Origin of the sequence: Kineosporia corallincola (assembly GCF_018499875.1) — a bacterium.
Lineage (GTDB): Bacteria > Actinomycetota > Actinomycetes > Actinomycetales > Kineosporiaceae > Kineosporia > Kineosporia corallincola.
The window spans coordinates 142,169-158,325 of the sequence record NZ_JAHBAY010000005.1; the positions used below are offsets into that span (position 1 = coordinate 142,169).

A 16,157-nucleotide genomic window follows, 5' to 3' on the forward strand; every position below is an offset into this window, starting at 1 on the left:
TCTCTACAGCTGGGCCCGGAGGGCCTGGCGTTGCTGCCGGGAGGCGGAGGGGGCGTGCAGCGTGGGCACCGACCCGAGCAGCAACCGGGTGTAGGCGTGCCGGGGAGAACGAAGGACGACGCCGGCCGGCCCCTCCTCCACCAGCTCCCCCTGGTAGAGCACGGCCACCCGGTCGGCCACGCCGGCCACCGAGCCCAGGTCGTGCGAGATGAACAGCAGCGCGGTGCCGGCGTCGCGCAGGTCCTTGATGATCTGGAGGATCTGCACCCGGTTGGCGGCGTCCAGGGCGGAGACCGGCTCGTCGAGGATGATCAGCCGCGGCCGCACCACCAGGGCCCGGGCCACCGCGACGCGCTGGCGCTGGCCGCCGGACAGCTCACCGGGCAGGCGGGGCAGCAGATCCGGTTCCAGGTTGACCCGTTCCAGCTGCTCCAGCACCTGCTCACGCGCGGCCCCGCGGGATTCGCCGCGCAGCAGAAGGGGTTCGGCCAGAGAATCCTGCACGCTCAGGTCGGGGTCGAGGCTGCGCAGCGGGTCCTGGAACACGTACTGCACCACGCCGCGCCGCCGGAAGGCCCGCCACCGGCGCCGGGACCAGCCGGTCACGTCCTCGCCGCCGATCACCACCGATCCCCCGCCGGCCGGCACCAGGCCGAGCACGGCGCGGGCCAGGGTGGACTTGCCCGAGCCGGTCTCGCCGATCAGGCCGACCGCCTGGCCGGGGGCCACCTCCAGCGACACCCCGGACAGCGCCCGGTGCCGCTTGCGGCCGATTCCGTAGTGCACGTCGAGACCGGTCACGCGCAGCACGGGCTCCTCGTCGTCCCTTGTTGTCACGGGGTTTTCAGGCATCGGCGGGCTCCTCGACGAAGGTGTCCAGTCCGTACTGCTCGTGCTCGCCGATCAGCAGGCGGGTGTACTCGTGCCGCGGGTCGTGCAGCACCTGGGCGGTCGGGCCCTGCTCGACCACCTCGCCGGAGCGCATCACCAGCACCTGCTCACACAGCTGGGCGATCACGGCCAGGTCGTGCGACACCACCACCAGTGCCAGTCCGGTGCTCTCCCGCAGGTCCGAGAGCAGGTCGAGGATCTCGGCCTGCACGGTGACGTCGAGGGCGGTGGTGGCCTCGTCGGCGATCAGGACCCGGGGGCCGAGCGAGATGGCGGTGGCGATCAGCACCCGCTGCTGCATGCCGCCGGACAGCTCGTGCGGGTACTGGTCGTACACCTTCAGCGGGTCGCGCAGGTGCACCGCCTCCAGCAGCTCCAGCCCGCGGGTGCGGGCCTCGCGCCGCCGCAGACCGGCCTTGACCCGCAGCACCTCGCCGAGCTGCGAGCCGACGGTGAGTGAGGGGTTGAGGTAGGAGGCCGGGTCCTGGAAGACGGCGCTGATCGTGGTGCCGCGCAGCGTCGTCCACTGTTTGACCGACAGCGCCGAGATGTCCTGCCCGGCAACGGTGATCGAACCGCCCGAGACGGTGAAGCCGTCCGGCAGGATGCCCAGGGCGCTGCGGCAGGTCAGGGTCTTGCCGCTGCCGGACTCCCCGACGATGCCGACCACGCCGCCCGGGTACAGGTCGAAACTCGCCCCGTGCACGAACTCCCGGGCGCCCTGGCTGATCCGTACGTCGCGCAGCGACAGCACCGGCTCGCTCATCGTTCTCCCACCTTGGTCACCAGTGATCGGCCGGCCTGGCCGGACACGTCGCGCAGGGCGTCGGCCAGCAGGTTGCAGCCCCACACCGTGCCCATGATCAGCAGCGCCGGCACCGCCGGGGCCCACGGCTGGTAGTCGAGATAGCCCAGGTCGGAGGCCAGCAGGCCACCCCAGGTCGGTGCCGGCGGCTGCACGCCGACCCCCAGGAAGGTCAGGCTGGACACCACCACGAACCCGATGCCGATGGTCTGGGCCAGGGCCACGCCGATCGGCGGCAGCACCTTGACCCAGACGTGCCGGCGCACCACCTGGCCGAACGAGGCCCCGCTGATCAGGGCCGCCTCCACGTACTGCGAGCGGGCCACCGCCAGCGTCGCGGCCCGGGAGACCCGGAAGAACAGCGGCGACACCAGCACCCCGACGGTCAGCATGGCCTGAGTGATGCCGTTGCCCAGCAGCGCGGTGACGGCGACCGCGAACACCAGGAACGGCAGCGAGATCAGGGTGTCGGTCAGGCGCAGCACGCTCCACTCGAAAACCCTTCCCAGATAGACCGACAGGATGCCCGGCAGGACCCCGACCAGCAGCGCCGTCAGCGCCACCTCCAGGGATCCGACGATGCTGGTACGCGATCCGGCCAGGAGCCGGCTGAGCACGTCGCGGCCCAGGTAGTCGGTGCCCAGCCAGTGCGCCCCCGACGGCCCGGTCAGGGCCTGCGGGCTGCCGGCCAGCGGGTCCTGCGGGGCCAGCAGCGGCCCGGCCACGGCCAGCACGGCCACCAGCGCGAGGATGCCGAACGCGATCTTCCCGGTGGGCAGGGCCCAGATCCGGCGCAGCATGCCTCACACCCCCCGCTGCGAGGCCGGGGTGATCCGGCCCAGCACGACGTTGACGATCAGGTTGAACACCACGACCAGCACGATCGAGACCACCAGCACGCCCTGCACCGCCGGCACGTCACCGGCCTGGGCGGAGTCGTTGGCGAAGCGCCCGAAGCCCTGGAGCCCGAAGATCCACTCGGTCACCACGGCACCACCGATCAGCGCCGGGAACTTCAGCCCGAGCACCGCCAGGGTCGGCCCGGTCCCGTTGCGCAGCACGTGCTTCCAGAAGATCCGGCGCGGGCTCAGGCCACGCACCAGCGCCCCGGTGACGTAGTTCTCGCGGGAGGCCGCGATCAGCCCGGCCCGCAGCTGCCGGGCCACGTCGGCGACGGTGTCGAAACTCAGCGCCAGGGCCGGCAGCAGGATGTGCGACAGCCACGGCCACAGGCCCAGTTCCAGGGGCACGTAGCCGGAGGCCGGGAACCAGCCGAACCCGACCGCGAACACCGCCACCAGCACGATGCCGACCACGAACGCCGGCATCACCGAGAACACCGTCATCACCGCGGTGATCGAGCGGTCGATCCAGGTGGTGTGCTTCACCGCGGCCAGCGCGCCGAACCCGAACCCGAACGTGATGCCGATGAACAGGGCCAGGGCGGCGACCGACAGGCTGACGCCCAGGCCCATCCCGATCAGGGTGGACACGCTCACCCCGTTGGACCAGCTGGTGCCCAGATCGCCGTGCAGGATGCCGGTGAGCCAGGTCCAGTACTGGGCCAGGAACGGGCGGTCCAGGCCCCACTGCGTCTCGATCCGGGCGATCGCCTCCGGCGTGGCCTGCTCACCCAGCTGCATCCGGGCCGGGCTCAGGCCGCTGACCGACCGGAGCGCGAAGGTCACGAAGGTGGCGACGCCGAAGACCGGCACGAAGATCGCGACCGACCGGGCGAGCGTGACCAGGACGCGCCAGGCCACCCGCCGCAGGCGTACCAGGTTCACCGGAAGCCGCCGGGTCCCCGGCAGCGCAAGGGTGTTCACGGCCATCGCCGTCCCCCGTTTCAGTTCGAGATGGTGACGCCGGTCCAGTTCACGTGGCCCGGGTTCTTCGGCAGGGCGGAGATCGACGGGTCCTTCACGAACACGTTGGGCTGCGAGAAGGTGAACACCAGGGCCCGGCTCTCCAGCCCGGCCCGGGTGGCCGCCTGGAGGTTGGTGGCGTAGGCGCCGTCCTCCAGCGGGGTCTGGCGCACCTTCGCCACCGCGTCCTCGAAATCGTCCGGCTCGTAGGGGCTGCTGAGGTTGAGCACGCCGTTCGGGCCGAAGTGCGCGGTCAGGGTCTGGAGCGGCGAGTCCCGCCCGGTGGTGCCGTAGATCGAGGCCACCAGCTCCTTGGCGAAGAACGGTGTGGCCCAGTTCTTGTCGATCTTGATGTTGATCGTGATCCCGATCGCGGCCAGCTGCGACTGGATGATTTCGGCCGAGGCGTCCTCCTCCGGGATCACCAGGTCGACGGTCAGGTCGTCACCGGAGTATTTCGACTCCGCCAGAGCCGCTTTCGCCTTGTCCACGTCGTACGGCCACAGGTCCTTCGACTGCGGGTCGTAGGCGATGTAGGTGTCCGGGAAGGGCTGCGTGGCCGGCGTTCCGTAGCCGAAGGTCAGCTTGGACACGAACTCCTCGCGGTTGATGCCGTAGCGCACCGCCTCGACCACCTTCGGGTCGTCGAACGGCGCCTGGTTCACGTTCAGGCTCAGGTTCGAGGCGTTGTAGCCGGGCTGCACGAACACGTCCAGGCCCGCGCTCTCGGCCGACTTGGCCTGGCTGGCGGCCACGTCGGCGAAGTTGTACACCCCGGTCTGGAGCCCCGACACCACCGTGGAGGCGTCCGGCGCCGCGGTGAGCTCGACCCTGTCGATGTGGATGTTCGCCGCGTCCCAGTAGTCCGGGTTCTTCTCCAGCACCGCCTTGGTGCCCGGGATGATCTGCGTGACCACGAAAGGCCCGTGCCCGACCGGACTCTGGTCCAGCGTCTTCGGGTCGGCCGCCGCCTTCGGGCTGGCCACCTGGAGCACGCGCTCACCGAGCAGCAGCGGGATCTGGTAGTCCACCTGGGTCAGCTTCACCACCACGTCCAGGTCGCCGTCGGCCGTCACCTCGTCGATCGAGGTGAGGTCGCCGAACAGGGCCGAGTCCTCCTGGGTCTTGGCCCGCTCGATCGCCTTTTTCACCGCGTCCGCGTCCACCGGCTCGCCGTCGCTGAACGTCAGGCCCTCGCGCAGGTGGAAGGTGACCTCGTCGCCCTTGTCGTTGTAGTCCCAGCTCTCGGCCAGGTCGGGCTGTGCCTCACCGTTCTCGTCCACCCGGGTGATCGAGGCGTAGACCAGGGCCAGGTGCCGGAACTGCGCGCCGCTGCCGCCGACCACCGGGTCCCAGTGCGTCGGGAAGTACGACGAGGCCCACTTCAGGGTGGCGGCGCCGGCCGAGGCACCGGCGTCCGCGCCGCCGCAGGCGGCCAGCGCCGAGCCGAGCACGGGGGCGGCCAGCAGGCCGGTCAGGAACGATCTGCGGCGCAGGTCGGTGATATTCGTGTTCATCGAAGTCCTTAGGTCTGGGGGTTGCTCAGGGGACGAGGGCCGCGGTGTGCCGGTTCTCCGGCACCGGCAGGCCGAGATTGCCGCGCAGGGTGGAGGATTCGTACTCGCTGCGCACCACGCCGCGCTCCCGCAGAATGGGCAGCACCTGGTCGGTGAAGCGGGCGAAGTCGGCCGGCGAGTTCACCGTGATGTTGATGCCGTCGAAGCCGCCGGCCTCGAACCAGCGCTGGATCTCGTCCGCCACGGTCAGCGGCGAGCCGACGAACGGCGACCAGCCCTGGGCCAGCTGGTGCTCCACCACCTGCCGCAGCGTCCAGCCCTTCTCGGCGGCCAGGCGCTTGACCGCCTCGGCCTGGGTGCGAAAGCTCTCGCCGGACGGCACGTCCGGGAACGGCGCGTCCAGGTCGTACTGCGCGAAGTCGTGCCAGCCGAACGGGCGGCCCAGCTCGGCCAGCGCCTTGTCGAAGCTCTTCGCCCCGAGAACCGCCGCCTGCCGGGCGATCGCCTCCTCGTCGGTGTCGCCGATGATCGGGTGGATGCCCGGAACGATCAGCACGTGCCGCGGGTCGCGGCCCTTCGCCGCGGCCCGCTCGCGCAGCTCGGTGCGAAAGGCCACCGCCTGCTCCAGGTTCGCGGCGTGTGTGAAGATCGCGTCGGCCACGGCCGCGCCCAGGTCACGGCCCTCCTCGGAGTCGCCGGCCTGGAAAATCACCGGCTGCCCCTGCGGGGTGCGCTCGATGTTCAGTGGGCCGGCCACCCGGAAGTGCTCGCCGACGTGGTTCAGGGCGTGCAGTTTCGAGCGGTCCAGGAACACGCCGGCCTCGCGGTCGCGGGGCAGTGCACCCGGCTCGTAGGAGTCCCACAGCCCCTGGGCCACCCGCACGTGCTCCAGGGCGCGGCCGTACCGGGTGGCGTAGTCGTAGTGCGCGTCGCGGCTGTAATTGCCCGCGGTGCCCTGATCGCCGCTGGTCACGACGTTCCACCCGGCCCGGCCGCCGCTGATGTGGTCGAGCGAGGCCAGCCGGCGGGCCACGTCGAACGGCTCACTGTACGAGGTGGTGAGAGTTGCGACCAGGCCGATGTGCTCGGTGTGCACGGCGATCGCCGACAGCAGGGTGAGCGGTTCCAGGCGGCTGAGGTAGTGGTGCGGCGAGTCGGGGGTGATGTACTGGCTGTCGACGATGAAGACGTGGTCGAACCTGGCCGCCTCGGCCTCCTGGGCCCGGGCGATGTACCAGCGCACGTCCACGCTGGCGTCGGCCGGGATCTGCGGGTCGAGCCAGGTGTGGTGCTGGCCGGGACCGCCCACTCCGAGCAGGACGGCACCGAGTTTGAGGGTGCGACGGGGGTTTTCGGGCACGGTGAACCCTTCGGGAGATTGTGTGGACGACGCGGGCTCGCGCTCTCGCGGCGTGGTGCACCCGGACCGGGCGGGTGGGGAGACGAGGGGTCAGCGACAGCAGGCCGTCGGCCCGCCGGGGCGGCGGTGGCAGCGACAGCATCTGGGGGTCATGGATTCGAGCATGCGTGACCAGGGGATTTTCTGTCCAACGATGCTTTGTGATGAACACCCATCACGATTCCGAATCATTCTCTAGTATTCTGGTAGACATGAGTCAGATCCTGGACATCGCCCCACTCCGCAGTTTCGTGGCGGTCGCGGACACCGGCGGTTTCCAGCGCGCCGCCACGTCTTTGCATCTCAGCCAGGCCGCGGTGAGCCAGCACGTGCGCAAGCTGGAGAGCGCCACCGGCCGGGTCCTGGTGGAACGGCACGGCCGCGGGTCCCGGCTCACCGCCGACGGTGAGCGGCTGCTCGCCCAGGCCAGGCGCATCCTCTCGCTGCACGACGAGACGCTGCGCGGCTTCGGCCGGCACACCGCCGAGACCGTGGTGATCGGGTCCACCGAGCACGCCGCCGCGCAGCTGCTGCCCTACCTGTCCTCGCAGCTGGGCACGTCGCTGCCCGACACCCGCATCCGCTTCCGGCTGGACCGCGGCACCAAGCTGCGCGAGGGCGTGGCCGAGGGCCGCGTCGACCTGGCGCTGCTGCTCGGGCCGGCCGACGACCTGCGCGCCACACCGGTCGGCGACCTGGAGCTGACCTGGTACTCCGCACCCGGCTGGCAACTGCCGCCGGCCCCCGCCCCGATCCCGGTGGTGGCGTTCGACCAGCCCTGCGCGCTGCGCAGCCGGGCCCTGGAAACCCTTGCGGAAAACGCCATCCCGGCTATGGTTAACGCCGAGGCGATCCAGCTGGCCGGGGTCCAGGCCGCCGTCGGGGCCGGGCTGGGCGTGGCGCTCATGGCCACCCTGGGCCAGACCCCCGAGGGACTCGCGCCGCGCACCGACCTGCCCGCACCCCGTCCCCTGCCGCTGGCCGTGTGGTCACGGCAGGGCCTGTCCTCCCGCACCTCGGCACCGGTCGCCGAGGCCCTGCGCCAGCTGCTCGCCCGGCCATCGTCGTCCACCCTCACCGCGTCCTACCCCGACGTCGAGTACGCCCAGGGAGCCTGAATGTCCGCAGTCCACCTGACCTCCGCCGATCATGGCGGCGAGCCCGTGCGCACGCCCAGCGGGGTGCTGCTGCCGCCCGGCATCGACCCCTTCCACACCCGCCTGCACCAGATCGCCCCGGCGAACCTGGTCGGGCAGACCACCCAGACCTCCGGCATGAAGCGGCTGGAGGCGGTCAGCGGCAAGACCGTCGGGGCGCGCAGCCTGTGGATGGGCCAGACCCACGTGCCCGCCCTGACCAACTCCGGCAACCATCACCACGGCGCCTCGGAGACCGCGATCTACGTGGTCTCCGGCCATCCGGTGTTCGTGTTCGCCGACCTGGACGGCGACGAGCCGGCCGAGCGGCGGATCGAGACCTCGCCCGGTGACTACGTGTTCGTGCCGCCGTGGGTGCCGCACCGCGAGGAGAACCCCGACCCCTCCGACGAGGCGCTGGTGGTGATCGCCCGCACCACCCAGGAGGCGATCGTGGTCAACCTCGACGCACTGGACTGGTCGCAGGTCGACCCGCGGGCCTGAGCACCGGCCCGGCCCGCGGCGAAAAATCAATGGTGGACAACGTCCTGGTCGGCCATGCTCGGCGGGATGGAAACACCGCTCCGTCAGATCCGTGCCATCTGGGACGCGACCACGATCACCGTGTACCAGGCCTACTCCCCCGAGATCGCCGAACCGGCCCTGGCCGCCGGACGTTTCGTGGCCCCGTTCCGGCGGGGCCGGATGACCTGGGTCAAGCCGTCGTTCCTGTGGATGATGTACCGCTCCGACTGGGCCACCGCGCCCGGCCAGGAGCGGGTGCTCGCCGTGCGCCTGACCCGCGAGGGGTTCGCACGGGCCCTGGCCGGGGCTGCACTCAGCAGCTATGACCCGGCGGTGCACGCCGACCGCGAGGCCTGGTCGCGGGAGCTGAAACGCTCGTCGGTACGGGTGCAGTGGGACCCCGAGCGCTCCCTGACCATGCAGCGGCTGCCCCACCGCTCGCTCCAGCTCGGGCTGTCCGGCGGGGCGGTGGACCGGTACGTGGACGAGTGGATCACCGGCCTGACCGACGTCACCGCCACCGCCCACGCCGTGCACGAACTGGTGCGGGCCGGCGACCTGGCCACCGCCCGCACCCTGCTGCCGGCCGAAACCCCTATCCGGAGCCCTACCCCCTGGCCCAGGGCCCTGACCCCGGGCCCCGCCTGAGTGACGGCCGGACGCCTCAACCGGCGCCCCGACCCCCACCTCAACCGGCCTGGCGGTACTCCCGGCCGGTGCGGTCGGTCAGCCGGAACAGTGTCGAGGGGGCCGGCGGCGCCGGCCAGACCACCATCTTGTGATGCTCGCGAGGCTCGTCAGCGTCACGGCTCAGGTCACGGCTCAGGTCACGGCTCAGGTCACGTCCTCGGCAGTGGAACCGCAGCCGATACCAGCCGGGCCCCTGCTGGTTGACATCCGGCCAGTCCCAGGGACACTCGTCCTCGGAACCACCCGGCCGGGCACCGGCCACCGGCAGCTCCACACTGATCTCGACCACCTCGTCCCAGCCGTCCAGCTCCGCCACGACCGGCGCGGACGCCCGGAACTCGGCCTCCAGGAACAGTTCCCCGGACGCGATGCCGGTGTGCACCTGGATCACCGGGCCGTACACGTCGACCAGGCCGTTGCGCACATCGGTGTCCGGCCGGCCGACCGGTGCCTCGTCCTGGTCCCCGGCCATGATCAGGAACTGATGACCCCTGACGGACAACAGTTTCGGCCCTGTCCGCATCAGCCGCGGACCACCCGGCGCCGCGGAAGCACCGGCCGCCTCAGCCACGGACTGCGGCCGACGTTCCTCCTGGGCTGATGACGCCGATGAGGCCGACTGCGGCGCGATCCACACCTGCCCGGCTGCCAGGCTCTCGTTCCGCCGCCTCAGCGCGGCCTCGGCGTGACGCCGGCGTGCATCGGGGGCCGTGATGTAGGCCAGCCCGAACGACCCGACGTGCCGGTGGTCTCCCGGTGTTCCTTCTGACGACACATGCTCAACCTAAGGTGACGTTCAGATCTCTCCTAGGGCAATAGGTCTCGTTCCGTGAGGGCCCAGATTCCCTCGCGCCCGCCGCACCTCCACGCCCGCCGCACCTCCACGCCATCCACAGCCGACGCCGTCCTCACCCCACGCCGAGCAGCCCCGCCGCCACCCGGGTGCCGTCGGTGCGGATCAGTCCCGACACTTCCCTTGCCCGCCGCGCCGTCCCCGGCTCCAGTGCCTGCCCGAGTGCCTGCGACAGCGAATCGGCGCTCGGCACCGGCCCGTCGTGGGCCACCCCGATGCCCAGCTCCGCCACCCGCGCCGCGAAGTACGGCTGGTCCACCACCTGCGGCACCACCTGCGGTGCACCGGCCCGGGTGGCGGTGGTCGTCGTGCCCGCGCCGCCGTGGTGCACCACCGCCGCGCACCGCGCGAACAGGGCCTGCTGGTTGATCTCCCCCACGGCGAGACAGTCGTCGCCGTCGTCGCTCAAGCCCAGGCCCGCCCATCCCGCGTGCACCACCACCCGGCGCCCGTGCTCGCGGGCCGCCTCGATCGCCAGCCGGCCGGGCCCCTTCAGCTCCTGCTGCATGCCCATGCTGCCGAACCCCACGTACACCGGCGGCTCACCGGCGTCCAGGAAAGCTCGCAGGTCTTCGGGCAACCGACGACGATCGGGCAGGATCCACGCCCCCGTCTGCACCACGTCCACACCGAAGTCCACCCCGGCGTCCGCACCGGCGTCGTCCGGCCAGGGCGCGAGCAGCGGATCGGCCGCCAGCCACGGCTGCCGGGTGAACACGTACTCGCGCACGTCGTCCACCGTTTCGAGTCCCACGCCGACCCGGTGCTCGTCGAAGACCCCGCCGAACACCACTTTCATCGTCTCCCGGTCGTACTCCCACAGCACCCGGTTGTCGGTCTCGCCCTCCGGCAGCGGACGCCCCGGGTAGGGATAGGGCCGGTGATGCGGCGAGGGCAGCGTGGTCGGCTGGAACCGCACCGACACCCACCGTGCCCCCACCCGGTCGGCGGCCGAGCGGGCCCCGCACGCGGCCGGCATCAGCCCGGTGCCGACCACCACGTCGTCCGGCCCGGCCGATCCGCCCAGGGCCGACAGCACCGCCTCGTACTGCGTGGCCACGATCCGCCGGGCCCGCAGCTGGAGTTCCTCCAGCGGCAGCCGGCGACCGACGTTCGGCCCCTGCTTGCGGGTGACCTCGGCGATCATCTCCCTCACCGCCTGGCCGGCCCCGACCAGCGGCACCCCCGCCCGCTCCAGCAGCCGGGCGAAGTCGTCGTCCGGCGGCGCGCACACCACCGCCTCGGCACCCCGTTCCCGCAGCTGCACCGCGAGCGCGGCCAGCGGCTCGACGTCCCCTCGCGACCCGTAGGTCGACAGCACGACGCGCATGATCATCCCCCTGTTTCTCGGTGACAGTCCGTGATTCTGGGGGACGACGGGGGCCTTGCCGCAAGACCCCCCGTGCGCTATAAGTTGAGGAGGGAGAGAGGAGCGAAAATCCTTTCTCCCTTTTCTGTGTCGCGGCTAGGGTCGTGCGTCGTGGACCAATGGATCGCCCTGAACCGCGACAACTGGGACGAGCGCGCGCAGCCGCACGCCGAGTCGCCGTCGTACGCCGTGGACAAGTTCCTGACCGACCCGGACTTCCTGTCCGACGTGGTGCGGTTCGACCTGCCGCGGCTCGGCAGCATCGAGGGCCTGAAGGGTGTTCATCTCCAGTGCCACATCGGCACCGACACCCTGTCGCTGCACCGGCTCGGCGCCCGGATGACCGGGCTCGACTTCTCCGGCGCGGCCCTGGAACAGGCCCGTGACCTGGCGGCGCGCACCGGTGCCGACATCACCTACGTGCAGGCCGAGCTGTACGACGCGCCGCAGGTGCTGCCGGCCGGGGAGTTCGACCTGGTGTTCACCGGAATCGGTGCCCTGGGCTGGCTTCCGGACATCCACCGCTGGGCGCAGGTGGTCGCGCACCTGCTCAGGCCGGGCGGCCGGCTGTTCATCCGCGAGGGCCACCCCGTGCTGTGGAGCATCGACGAGACCCGCCACGACGTGCTGGCGATCCGGTATCCGTACGTCGAGCGCGCCGAGCCGGACATCTTCGACGAGCCCGGTACCTACGTGGCCACCGATCACCAGTTCCAGCACACCCGCACCGCCTCGTGGAACCACGGCCTGGGCGAGATCGTCACCGCCCTGCTGGAGGCCGGCATGCGCCTGACCATGCTGGTCGAGCACGACAGCGTTCCGTGGAACGCGCTGGAGGGCCAGATGGACGAGTTGCCTGGCGGCGAGTACCGGCTGAGCGACCGCCCCTGGCGCCTGCCGCACACCTACACGTTGCAGGCGGTCAGGGAAGGCTGACCTCGCCGACCGTGGTCCAGGCGAAAGCCCGCTCCCCGGCGGTGACCTCGATCAGCCGCACCGCGTCCACGGTCAGCCGGGCGTGGCTGGGCCGCACCCGCCGCAGGGTGCGGGCCAGCTCGTCGGTGGACGCCTCGGCGTACGCGTAGCCCAGGGTCATGTGCTCGATGCCGGGGTGCCCGGCCTCCGCGCCCCGCACCGCGGCGACCGCCGCCCGCACCGCGCTGCCCAGCGCGGCCAGCGGCTCCACCTCCAGGTCGCACAGCGCCCCGGTGGCGTAGGCCAGCGGGCTGCCCGCGGTGACCGTGACCGGGGGGATCGGGGCCAGGTGCTCGCGCAGCCCCTCCAGCAGGGCCTTGCGACCGGCGTCGTCGATCTGCCCGGCGGGCGCGTCGTTGACCTGCGCCAGCGTCACCCGCAGCAGTTCGTCCGGCACCGTGGTGATCGGGAACGGCGCCATCGCCTCCCGGCAGTCCCGCACCAGCACGCCGAGCCCCCGGTCCCGGGTCAGGTCGGGCACGATGCACACCGCCAGCCGGGCCTCCCCGGTGGACCAGGGGCCGGTGGCAGGGCGGAAGTTGAACGGCTGCAAGGGCTTTCCTTTCAATGGTGGACGACGAAACACCCGGACGGGCCCCTCGTCGTCCACCATTCTGCCCTGCCAACAACGACGGCATTGATTTCAGCATCATCAGCACGATGTGGTGACGTGTCTGCTTCCACTGGCCGCCCACTACGACGATTTCGTTCCATGAATCGTCCGCATGACCAACACCATCGGCGTCCCAGCTCCAGAAGGCGGCGATGTAAGACCGAGTCTCACCACAATCAGGAACCTGACACGGTCACGGCACCCTCCACAACACAGCTGTACCCGTCACGCAGCAATGCACTTAATTTCATCAGCGCACAGGACTGCAACCTCACTTGTTCAGGGACGTCGATAATGTAATCTACTGCCCCTTCTGCGGACGCTCAGGTGACTGCTCAAGGTTTTGCTCGCGCTTCCGCTGTTCATACTTGATCCGCTCGACCTCCTCAACAAAGTCAATCATGGCACCGCTACCGGGTTGCGACGGGGCGGCTATACTCTGCCGATATGACGAATTTGTCCCACCGAGCCCGTTCCGAGGACCAGATAAAGAGACGTCGCCGCCGAGGTGCCGCCGGAGCCGCCCTTACGATCATGGCCCTGGCTGCGACCGGAGCGCCGGCAGTGGCAGACGCTCTGCCCACGGCCACGGTGACCAACGCACCCCCCGAGACCACGGCAGCCGGCACCACCCCCGAGATCACACCGCCCCCCGAAGCCACCAGCCCGGCCTCCACGGCGACCAGCATCAATTCTGATGCCACGCCGTCCCTCGACACAGAGCAAAGCAACCTGGCCTGGGTTTCTGTTGAGTCCGACGATGACGTCCTGCAGGTCGGAGATACGATCCCCAAGTCCGCCAAGGTTCTCACCACCACAGGAGAAACTACTGGTGCGGCCCTATCTGCTCCGCCGACCGGCGGGGCCAACGTCTCGTCCAAAGCGGCGGCGCAAACGTGGGCTGCCTGCCCATCCACCGGCAGCAACAGTAAAGTGGTACGCGTGTTCAACCGACTCGCGGCCACCACCTCGACCGGTCACAACGCCAGCAGAGGCTCGGCGACCGTGCGCTGCGGCTTTGCGCACGCCACGAAGGCGCACGTCGGTTCAGGATACCGGCACATCAAGAAAGAACATATGAGCGACTGGGAAGCCCTCGGCTCCGTCGCAGGCGAGAACTGGCGTGACGTCGCAGACCTAGCCATGTCGTCCGCCTTTGGCGACCCCGAGAAAGTAACGCACCGGGGCAAGAACGACACTTTTTGTTATCAACATAAGCTCGTTTTGGCGAATCGGAACACGGGTAAGGTTGTGGCGACCACGTTCACCCGCAATATCGTGGGAAATGGAAACTGGGACGTCATCACCACCTTCCCCAACGCCAAATGCCCGGCGGATGCTTAGGAGGATACATGCCTCAATCCTGGGACGACGTACTCAAGGAAATTGCCGCTGCTGATGGGACCCTCACACCGGATCCCGATGTGCCCCTGCGGTGGCTGATCACGCGGTACAGCGACACGGTCCTGGAGCCACCCACCGTGTTGGAACTGGCCACGCACGACGCGTTCGACCAATATCTCGCGGGCATTGAGTCCGAGGACCCTGAGCATGCCCATGTCTATGCCGAACGGGGGGTGGACAACGTCGCCGTAGACGCGCTCGAAATGGCGTTGGCCTCGTTTCTGGGACCACGCAGACGACCTCTCCGCCTGGTCATGACAGATCAGGGCCTCATCCCGCACGACCGGCTTCCGGACCCTTTGGCTGCGATCGATCCCTCGATGAAAGAGAACCTGCACTGGATCGCGCCTCCGCGCGAATAAGCTGGTCCGTGCCCCGCTGGGGCCGCGTCACACCGGTAATCAGCCAGTCCCGGTCGACCAACGCGGCCAGGGCTTTCCTTTCAATGGTGGACGACGAAACACCCGGACGGGCCCTTCGTCGTCCACCATTCTGCCCTGCCAGCAACGACGGCGACCGCTACGGCGTCGCCCAGATGATGTCCTGGTCCGCCTTCTCCCACTCGTCGTAGGGCACCGGTTCCCCCGGCAGGTCCGCCTGGCCCGGCCCCCGCGTCGTCACGACCCACACCTGTTCCCCGCCCCCGGTGGAGGGCGAGGCGATGAGGGCCTCGACCACGAGCAGGACACCGATCAGCGCCGCGATACCCGTCGCGAACCAGACATGCCTGTTCCGTGACACATGTCCAGAATATCCCTCGGAACGCCTCAGCCCGGCGGGTACTTCAGCCCGAGGTGGTCGCGCAGCGTGGTGCCCTCGTACTCGCTGCGGAACACCCCGCGCTCCTGGAGCAGCGGCACCACCTGGTCCACGAACGGGGCCAGCCCGTCCGGGGTGATGTGCGGGACCAGGATGAAGCCGTCCGAAACATCTTCCTGCACGAAGTGATTGATGCGCTCGGCCACCGTGGCGGGTGAGCCGATGAACGTCTGCCGTCCGGTCACCTCGATCACCAGGTCCCGGGCCGACAGCTTCTCCGCCTCCGCCTTCGCCCGCCACTCGTTCGCCAGGGCCACCGGGTCCTTGGCCAGCTGCCGCACGCTGGCGCGGCCCTTGGAGATCAGGTCGCCCTCGACCACCGGGTCACCGGCCGGCAGCGGGCCGTCCACGTCGAACCCGGACAGGTCGGTGTTCCACAGCTGCTCCAGGAAGTGGATCGCGGTCTGCGGCGACACCTGCGCCCGGCGCACCTGGTGGGCGAGTTCCTCGGCCTCGGCGTCGGTGTCGCCCAGCACGAAACTCGCCGCCGGCAGGATCAGCAGATCGTCGCGCTCCCGGCCGTATTTCGCCAGGCGCCCCTTCACGTCCTGGTAGAACGCCCTGCCCTCGGTCAGGGTGGCGTAGCGCGAGAAGATCGCGTCGGCCTGCCCGGCCGCGAACTCCCGCCCGTCCTCGGAGTCACCGGCCTGGAAGATCACCGGCCGGCCCTGCGGCCCGCGCGGCACGTTGAACTGGCCCTCGATGTCGAAGAACCGGTCGTGGTGGGAGAATCGGCCCGGCTCGTCGGTGTTCAGGAACCGGCCGGCCTCGGCGTCGGCGACGATCTCCACGCCGTTCCAGGAGTCGAACAGCTCGGTGGCCGTGGCCAGGAACGTGCGGGCCCGCTCGTACCGGTCCTCCTGCGCCAGATAGCCCCCACGCCGGAAGTTCTCACCGGTGAACCGGTCCCAGCTGGTCACCACGTTCCAGGCCGCCCGGCCCCCGGACAGGTGGTCGAGGCTGGCGAACTGCCGGGCCACCTCGTAGGGCTCGTTGAACGTCGAGTTGATCGTGCCGGTGAGGCCCAGCCTCTCGGTGACCGCGGCGAGCGCGGCCAGCACCGTGAAGGTGTCGGGCCGGCCGACCACGTCCAGGTCGTGGATCAGGCCCTTCTGCTCCCGCAGGCGCAGGCCCTCGGCCAGGAACAGGAAGTCGAACTTCCCCCGCTCGGCGGTCTGCGCGAACCGGCGGAAGGAGTCGAACTCGATGTGGCTGCCGGCGGCCGGGTCGCTCCAGACCGTGGTGTTGTTGACGCCCGGGAAGTGCGCAGCGAGGTGAATCTGCTTGACCATCGGT

Annotated in this window: 17 protein-coding genes; 6 read left to right on the forward strand and 11 right to left on the reverse strand. The window is 70.1% G+C overall.

Annotated elements, in window-relative coordinates:
• Positions 1 to 3 precede the first annotated feature (3 nt).
• Genes KIH74_RS13515 through KIH74_RS13540 form a run of 6 tightly spaced genes read right to left on the reverse strand, consistent with a single transcriptional unit; the run spans position 4 to position 6,438 of the window.
• The gene (locus KIH74_RS13515; protein ID WP_214156249.1) at positions 4 to 852 is read right to left on the reverse strand and encodes an ABC transporter ATP-binding protein; all 849 of its coding nucleotides are present in this window, start codon (positions 850 to 852) and stop codon (positions 4 to 6) included.
• Positions 845 to 1,657 carry an ABC transporter ATP-binding protein gene (locus KIH74_RS13520; RefSeq protein ID WP_214156250.1) on the reverse strand — a complete coding sequence of 271 codons (813 nt, stop codon included), beginning with the start codon at positions 1,655 to 1,657 and terminating at the stop codon, positions 845 to 847. Before KIH74_RS13520 ends, KIH74_RS13515 begins: the two co-directional genes overlap by 8 nt.
• Positions 1,654 to 2,496, reverse strand: a complete 843-nt coding sequence (locus KIH74_RS13525; protein WP_214156251.1) for an ABC transporter permease — start codon at positions 2,494 to 2,496, stop codon at positions 1,654 to 1,656. Before KIH74_RS13525 ends, KIH74_RS13520 begins: the two co-directional genes overlap by 4 nt.
• Positions 2,497 to 2,499: 3 nt before the next feature.
• Positions 2,500 to 3,528 (reverse strand): ABC transporter permease, encoded by a 1,029-nt coding sequence (locus KIH74_RS13530; protein ID WP_246572329.1) that lies wholly within the window; start codon positions 3,526 to 3,528, stop codon positions 2,500 to 2,502.
• Positions 3,529 to 3,542: 14 nt separating this feature from the next.
• The gene (locus KIH74_RS13535; protein WP_214156253.1) at positions 3,543 to 5,078 is read right to left on the reverse strand and encodes an ABC transporter substrate-binding protein; all 1,536 of its coding nucleotides are present in this window, start codon (positions 5,076 to 5,078) and stop codon (positions 3,543 to 3,545) included.
• A gap of 25 nt (positions 5,079 to 5,103) precedes the next feature.
• Complete coding sequence (locus KIH74_RS13540; protein ID WP_214156254.1) at positions 5,104 to 6,438, reverse strand: NtaA/DmoA family FMN-dependent monooxygenase; 1,335 nt, start codon at positions 6,436 to 6,438, stop codon at positions 5,104 to 5,106.
• 251 nt (positions 6,439 to 6,689) lie between these two features.
• Between KIH74_RS13540 and KIH74_RS13545 the strand changes: the two genes are divergently transcribed.
• The 3 genes from KIH74_RS13545 to KIH74_RS13555 all read left to right on the forward strand — a co-directional run bounded on the left by KIH74_RS13545 (position 6,690) and on the right by KIH74_RS13555 (position 8,786).
• The gene (locus tag KIH74_RS13545) at positions 6,690 to 7,595 is read left to right on the forward strand and encodes a LysR family transcriptional regulator (protein ID WP_214156255.1); all 906 of its coding nucleotides are present in this window, start codon (positions 6,690 to 6,692) and stop codon (positions 7,593 to 7,595) included.
• Entirely contained in the window at positions 7,596 to 8,117 is a 522-nt protein-coding gene (locus KIH74_RS13550) for a cupin domain-containing protein (protein WP_214156256.1), read from the forward strand. It abuts the gene before it with no gap.
• A gap of 66 nt (positions 8,118 to 8,183) precedes the next feature.
• Positions 8,184 to 8,786 carry a DUF4291 domain-containing protein gene (locus tag KIH74_RS13555; protein ID WP_214156257.1) on the forward strand — a complete coding sequence of 201 codons (603 nt, stop codon included), beginning with the start codon at positions 8,184 to 8,186 and terminating at the stop codon, positions 8,784 to 8,786.
• A 40-nt stretch (positions 8,787 to 8,826) separates the two neighbouring features.
• Here the strand turns inward: KIH74_RS13555 and KIH74_RS13560 are convergent, their stop codons facing one another.
• Complete coding sequence (locus tag KIH74_RS13560) at positions 8,827 to 9,603, reverse strand: hypothetical protein (protein ID WP_214156258.1); 777 nt, start codon at positions 9,601 to 9,603, stop codon at positions 8,827 to 8,829.
• A 133-nt stretch (positions 9,604 to 9,736) separates the two neighbouring features.
• On the reverse strand, positions 9,737 to 11,011 hold the full coding sequence (locus tag KIH74_RS13565) for a glycosyltransferase (protein WP_372492060.1): 1,275 nt from the start codon (positions 11,009 to 11,011) through the stop codon (positions 9,737 to 9,739).
• Positions 11,012 to 11,161: 150 nt separating this feature from the next.
• On the opposite strand from KIH74_RS13565, the gene KIH74_RS13570 reads away from it, so the two are divergent.
• Positions 11,162 to 11,986 carry a class I SAM-dependent methyltransferase gene (locus KIH74_RS13570; RefSeq protein WP_214156260.1) on the forward strand — a complete coding sequence of 275 codons (825 nt, stop codon included), beginning with the start codon at positions 11,162 to 11,164 and terminating at the stop codon, positions 11,984 to 11,986.
• Here the strand turns inward: KIH74_RS13570 and KIH74_RS13575 are convergent.
• Positions 11,973 to 12,578, reverse strand: coding sequence for a 2'-5' RNA ligase family protein (locus KIH74_RS13575; protein WP_214156261.1), 606 nt, complete (start codon positions 12,576 to 12,578; stop codon positions 11,973 to 11,975). The genes KIH74_RS13570 and KIH74_RS13575 overlap by 14 nt on opposite strands.
• A gap of 624 nt (positions 12,579 to 13,202) precedes the next feature.
• Between KIH74_RS13575 and KIH74_RS13580 the strand changes: the two genes are divergently transcribed.
• Positions 13,203 to 13,982: a hypothetical protein gene (locus KIH74_RS13580; RefSeq protein ID WP_214156262.1), complete on the forward strand. Its 780-nt coding sequence runs from the start codon at positions 13,203 to 13,205 to the stop codon at positions 13,980 to 13,982.
• An 8-nt stretch (positions 13,983 to 13,990) separates the two neighbouring features.
• Complete coding sequence (locus tag KIH74_RS13585) at positions 13,991 to 14,404, forward strand: hypothetical protein (protein ID WP_214156263.1); 414 nt, start codon at positions 13,991 to 13,993, stop codon at positions 14,402 to 14,404.
• A gap of 157 nt (positions 14,405 to 14,561) precedes the next feature.
• On the opposite strand, the gene KIH74_RS13590 is transcribed toward KIH74_RS13585, so the two are convergent.
• Positions 14,562 to 14,783, reverse strand: a complete 222-nt coding sequence (locus KIH74_RS13590; protein ID WP_214156264.1) for a hypothetical protein — start codon at positions 14,781 to 14,783, stop codon at positions 14,562 to 14,564.
• A 26-nt stretch (positions 14,784 to 14,809) separates the two neighbouring features.
• Positions 14,810 to 16,153 carry an NtaA/DmoA family FMN-dependent monooxygenase gene (locus KIH74_RS13595; protein WP_214156265.1) on the reverse strand — a complete coding sequence of 448 codons (1,344 nt, stop codon included), beginning with the start codon at positions 16,151 to 16,153 and terminating at the stop codon, positions 14,810 to 14,812.
• Positions 16,154 to 16,157: the final 4 nt, after the last annotated feature.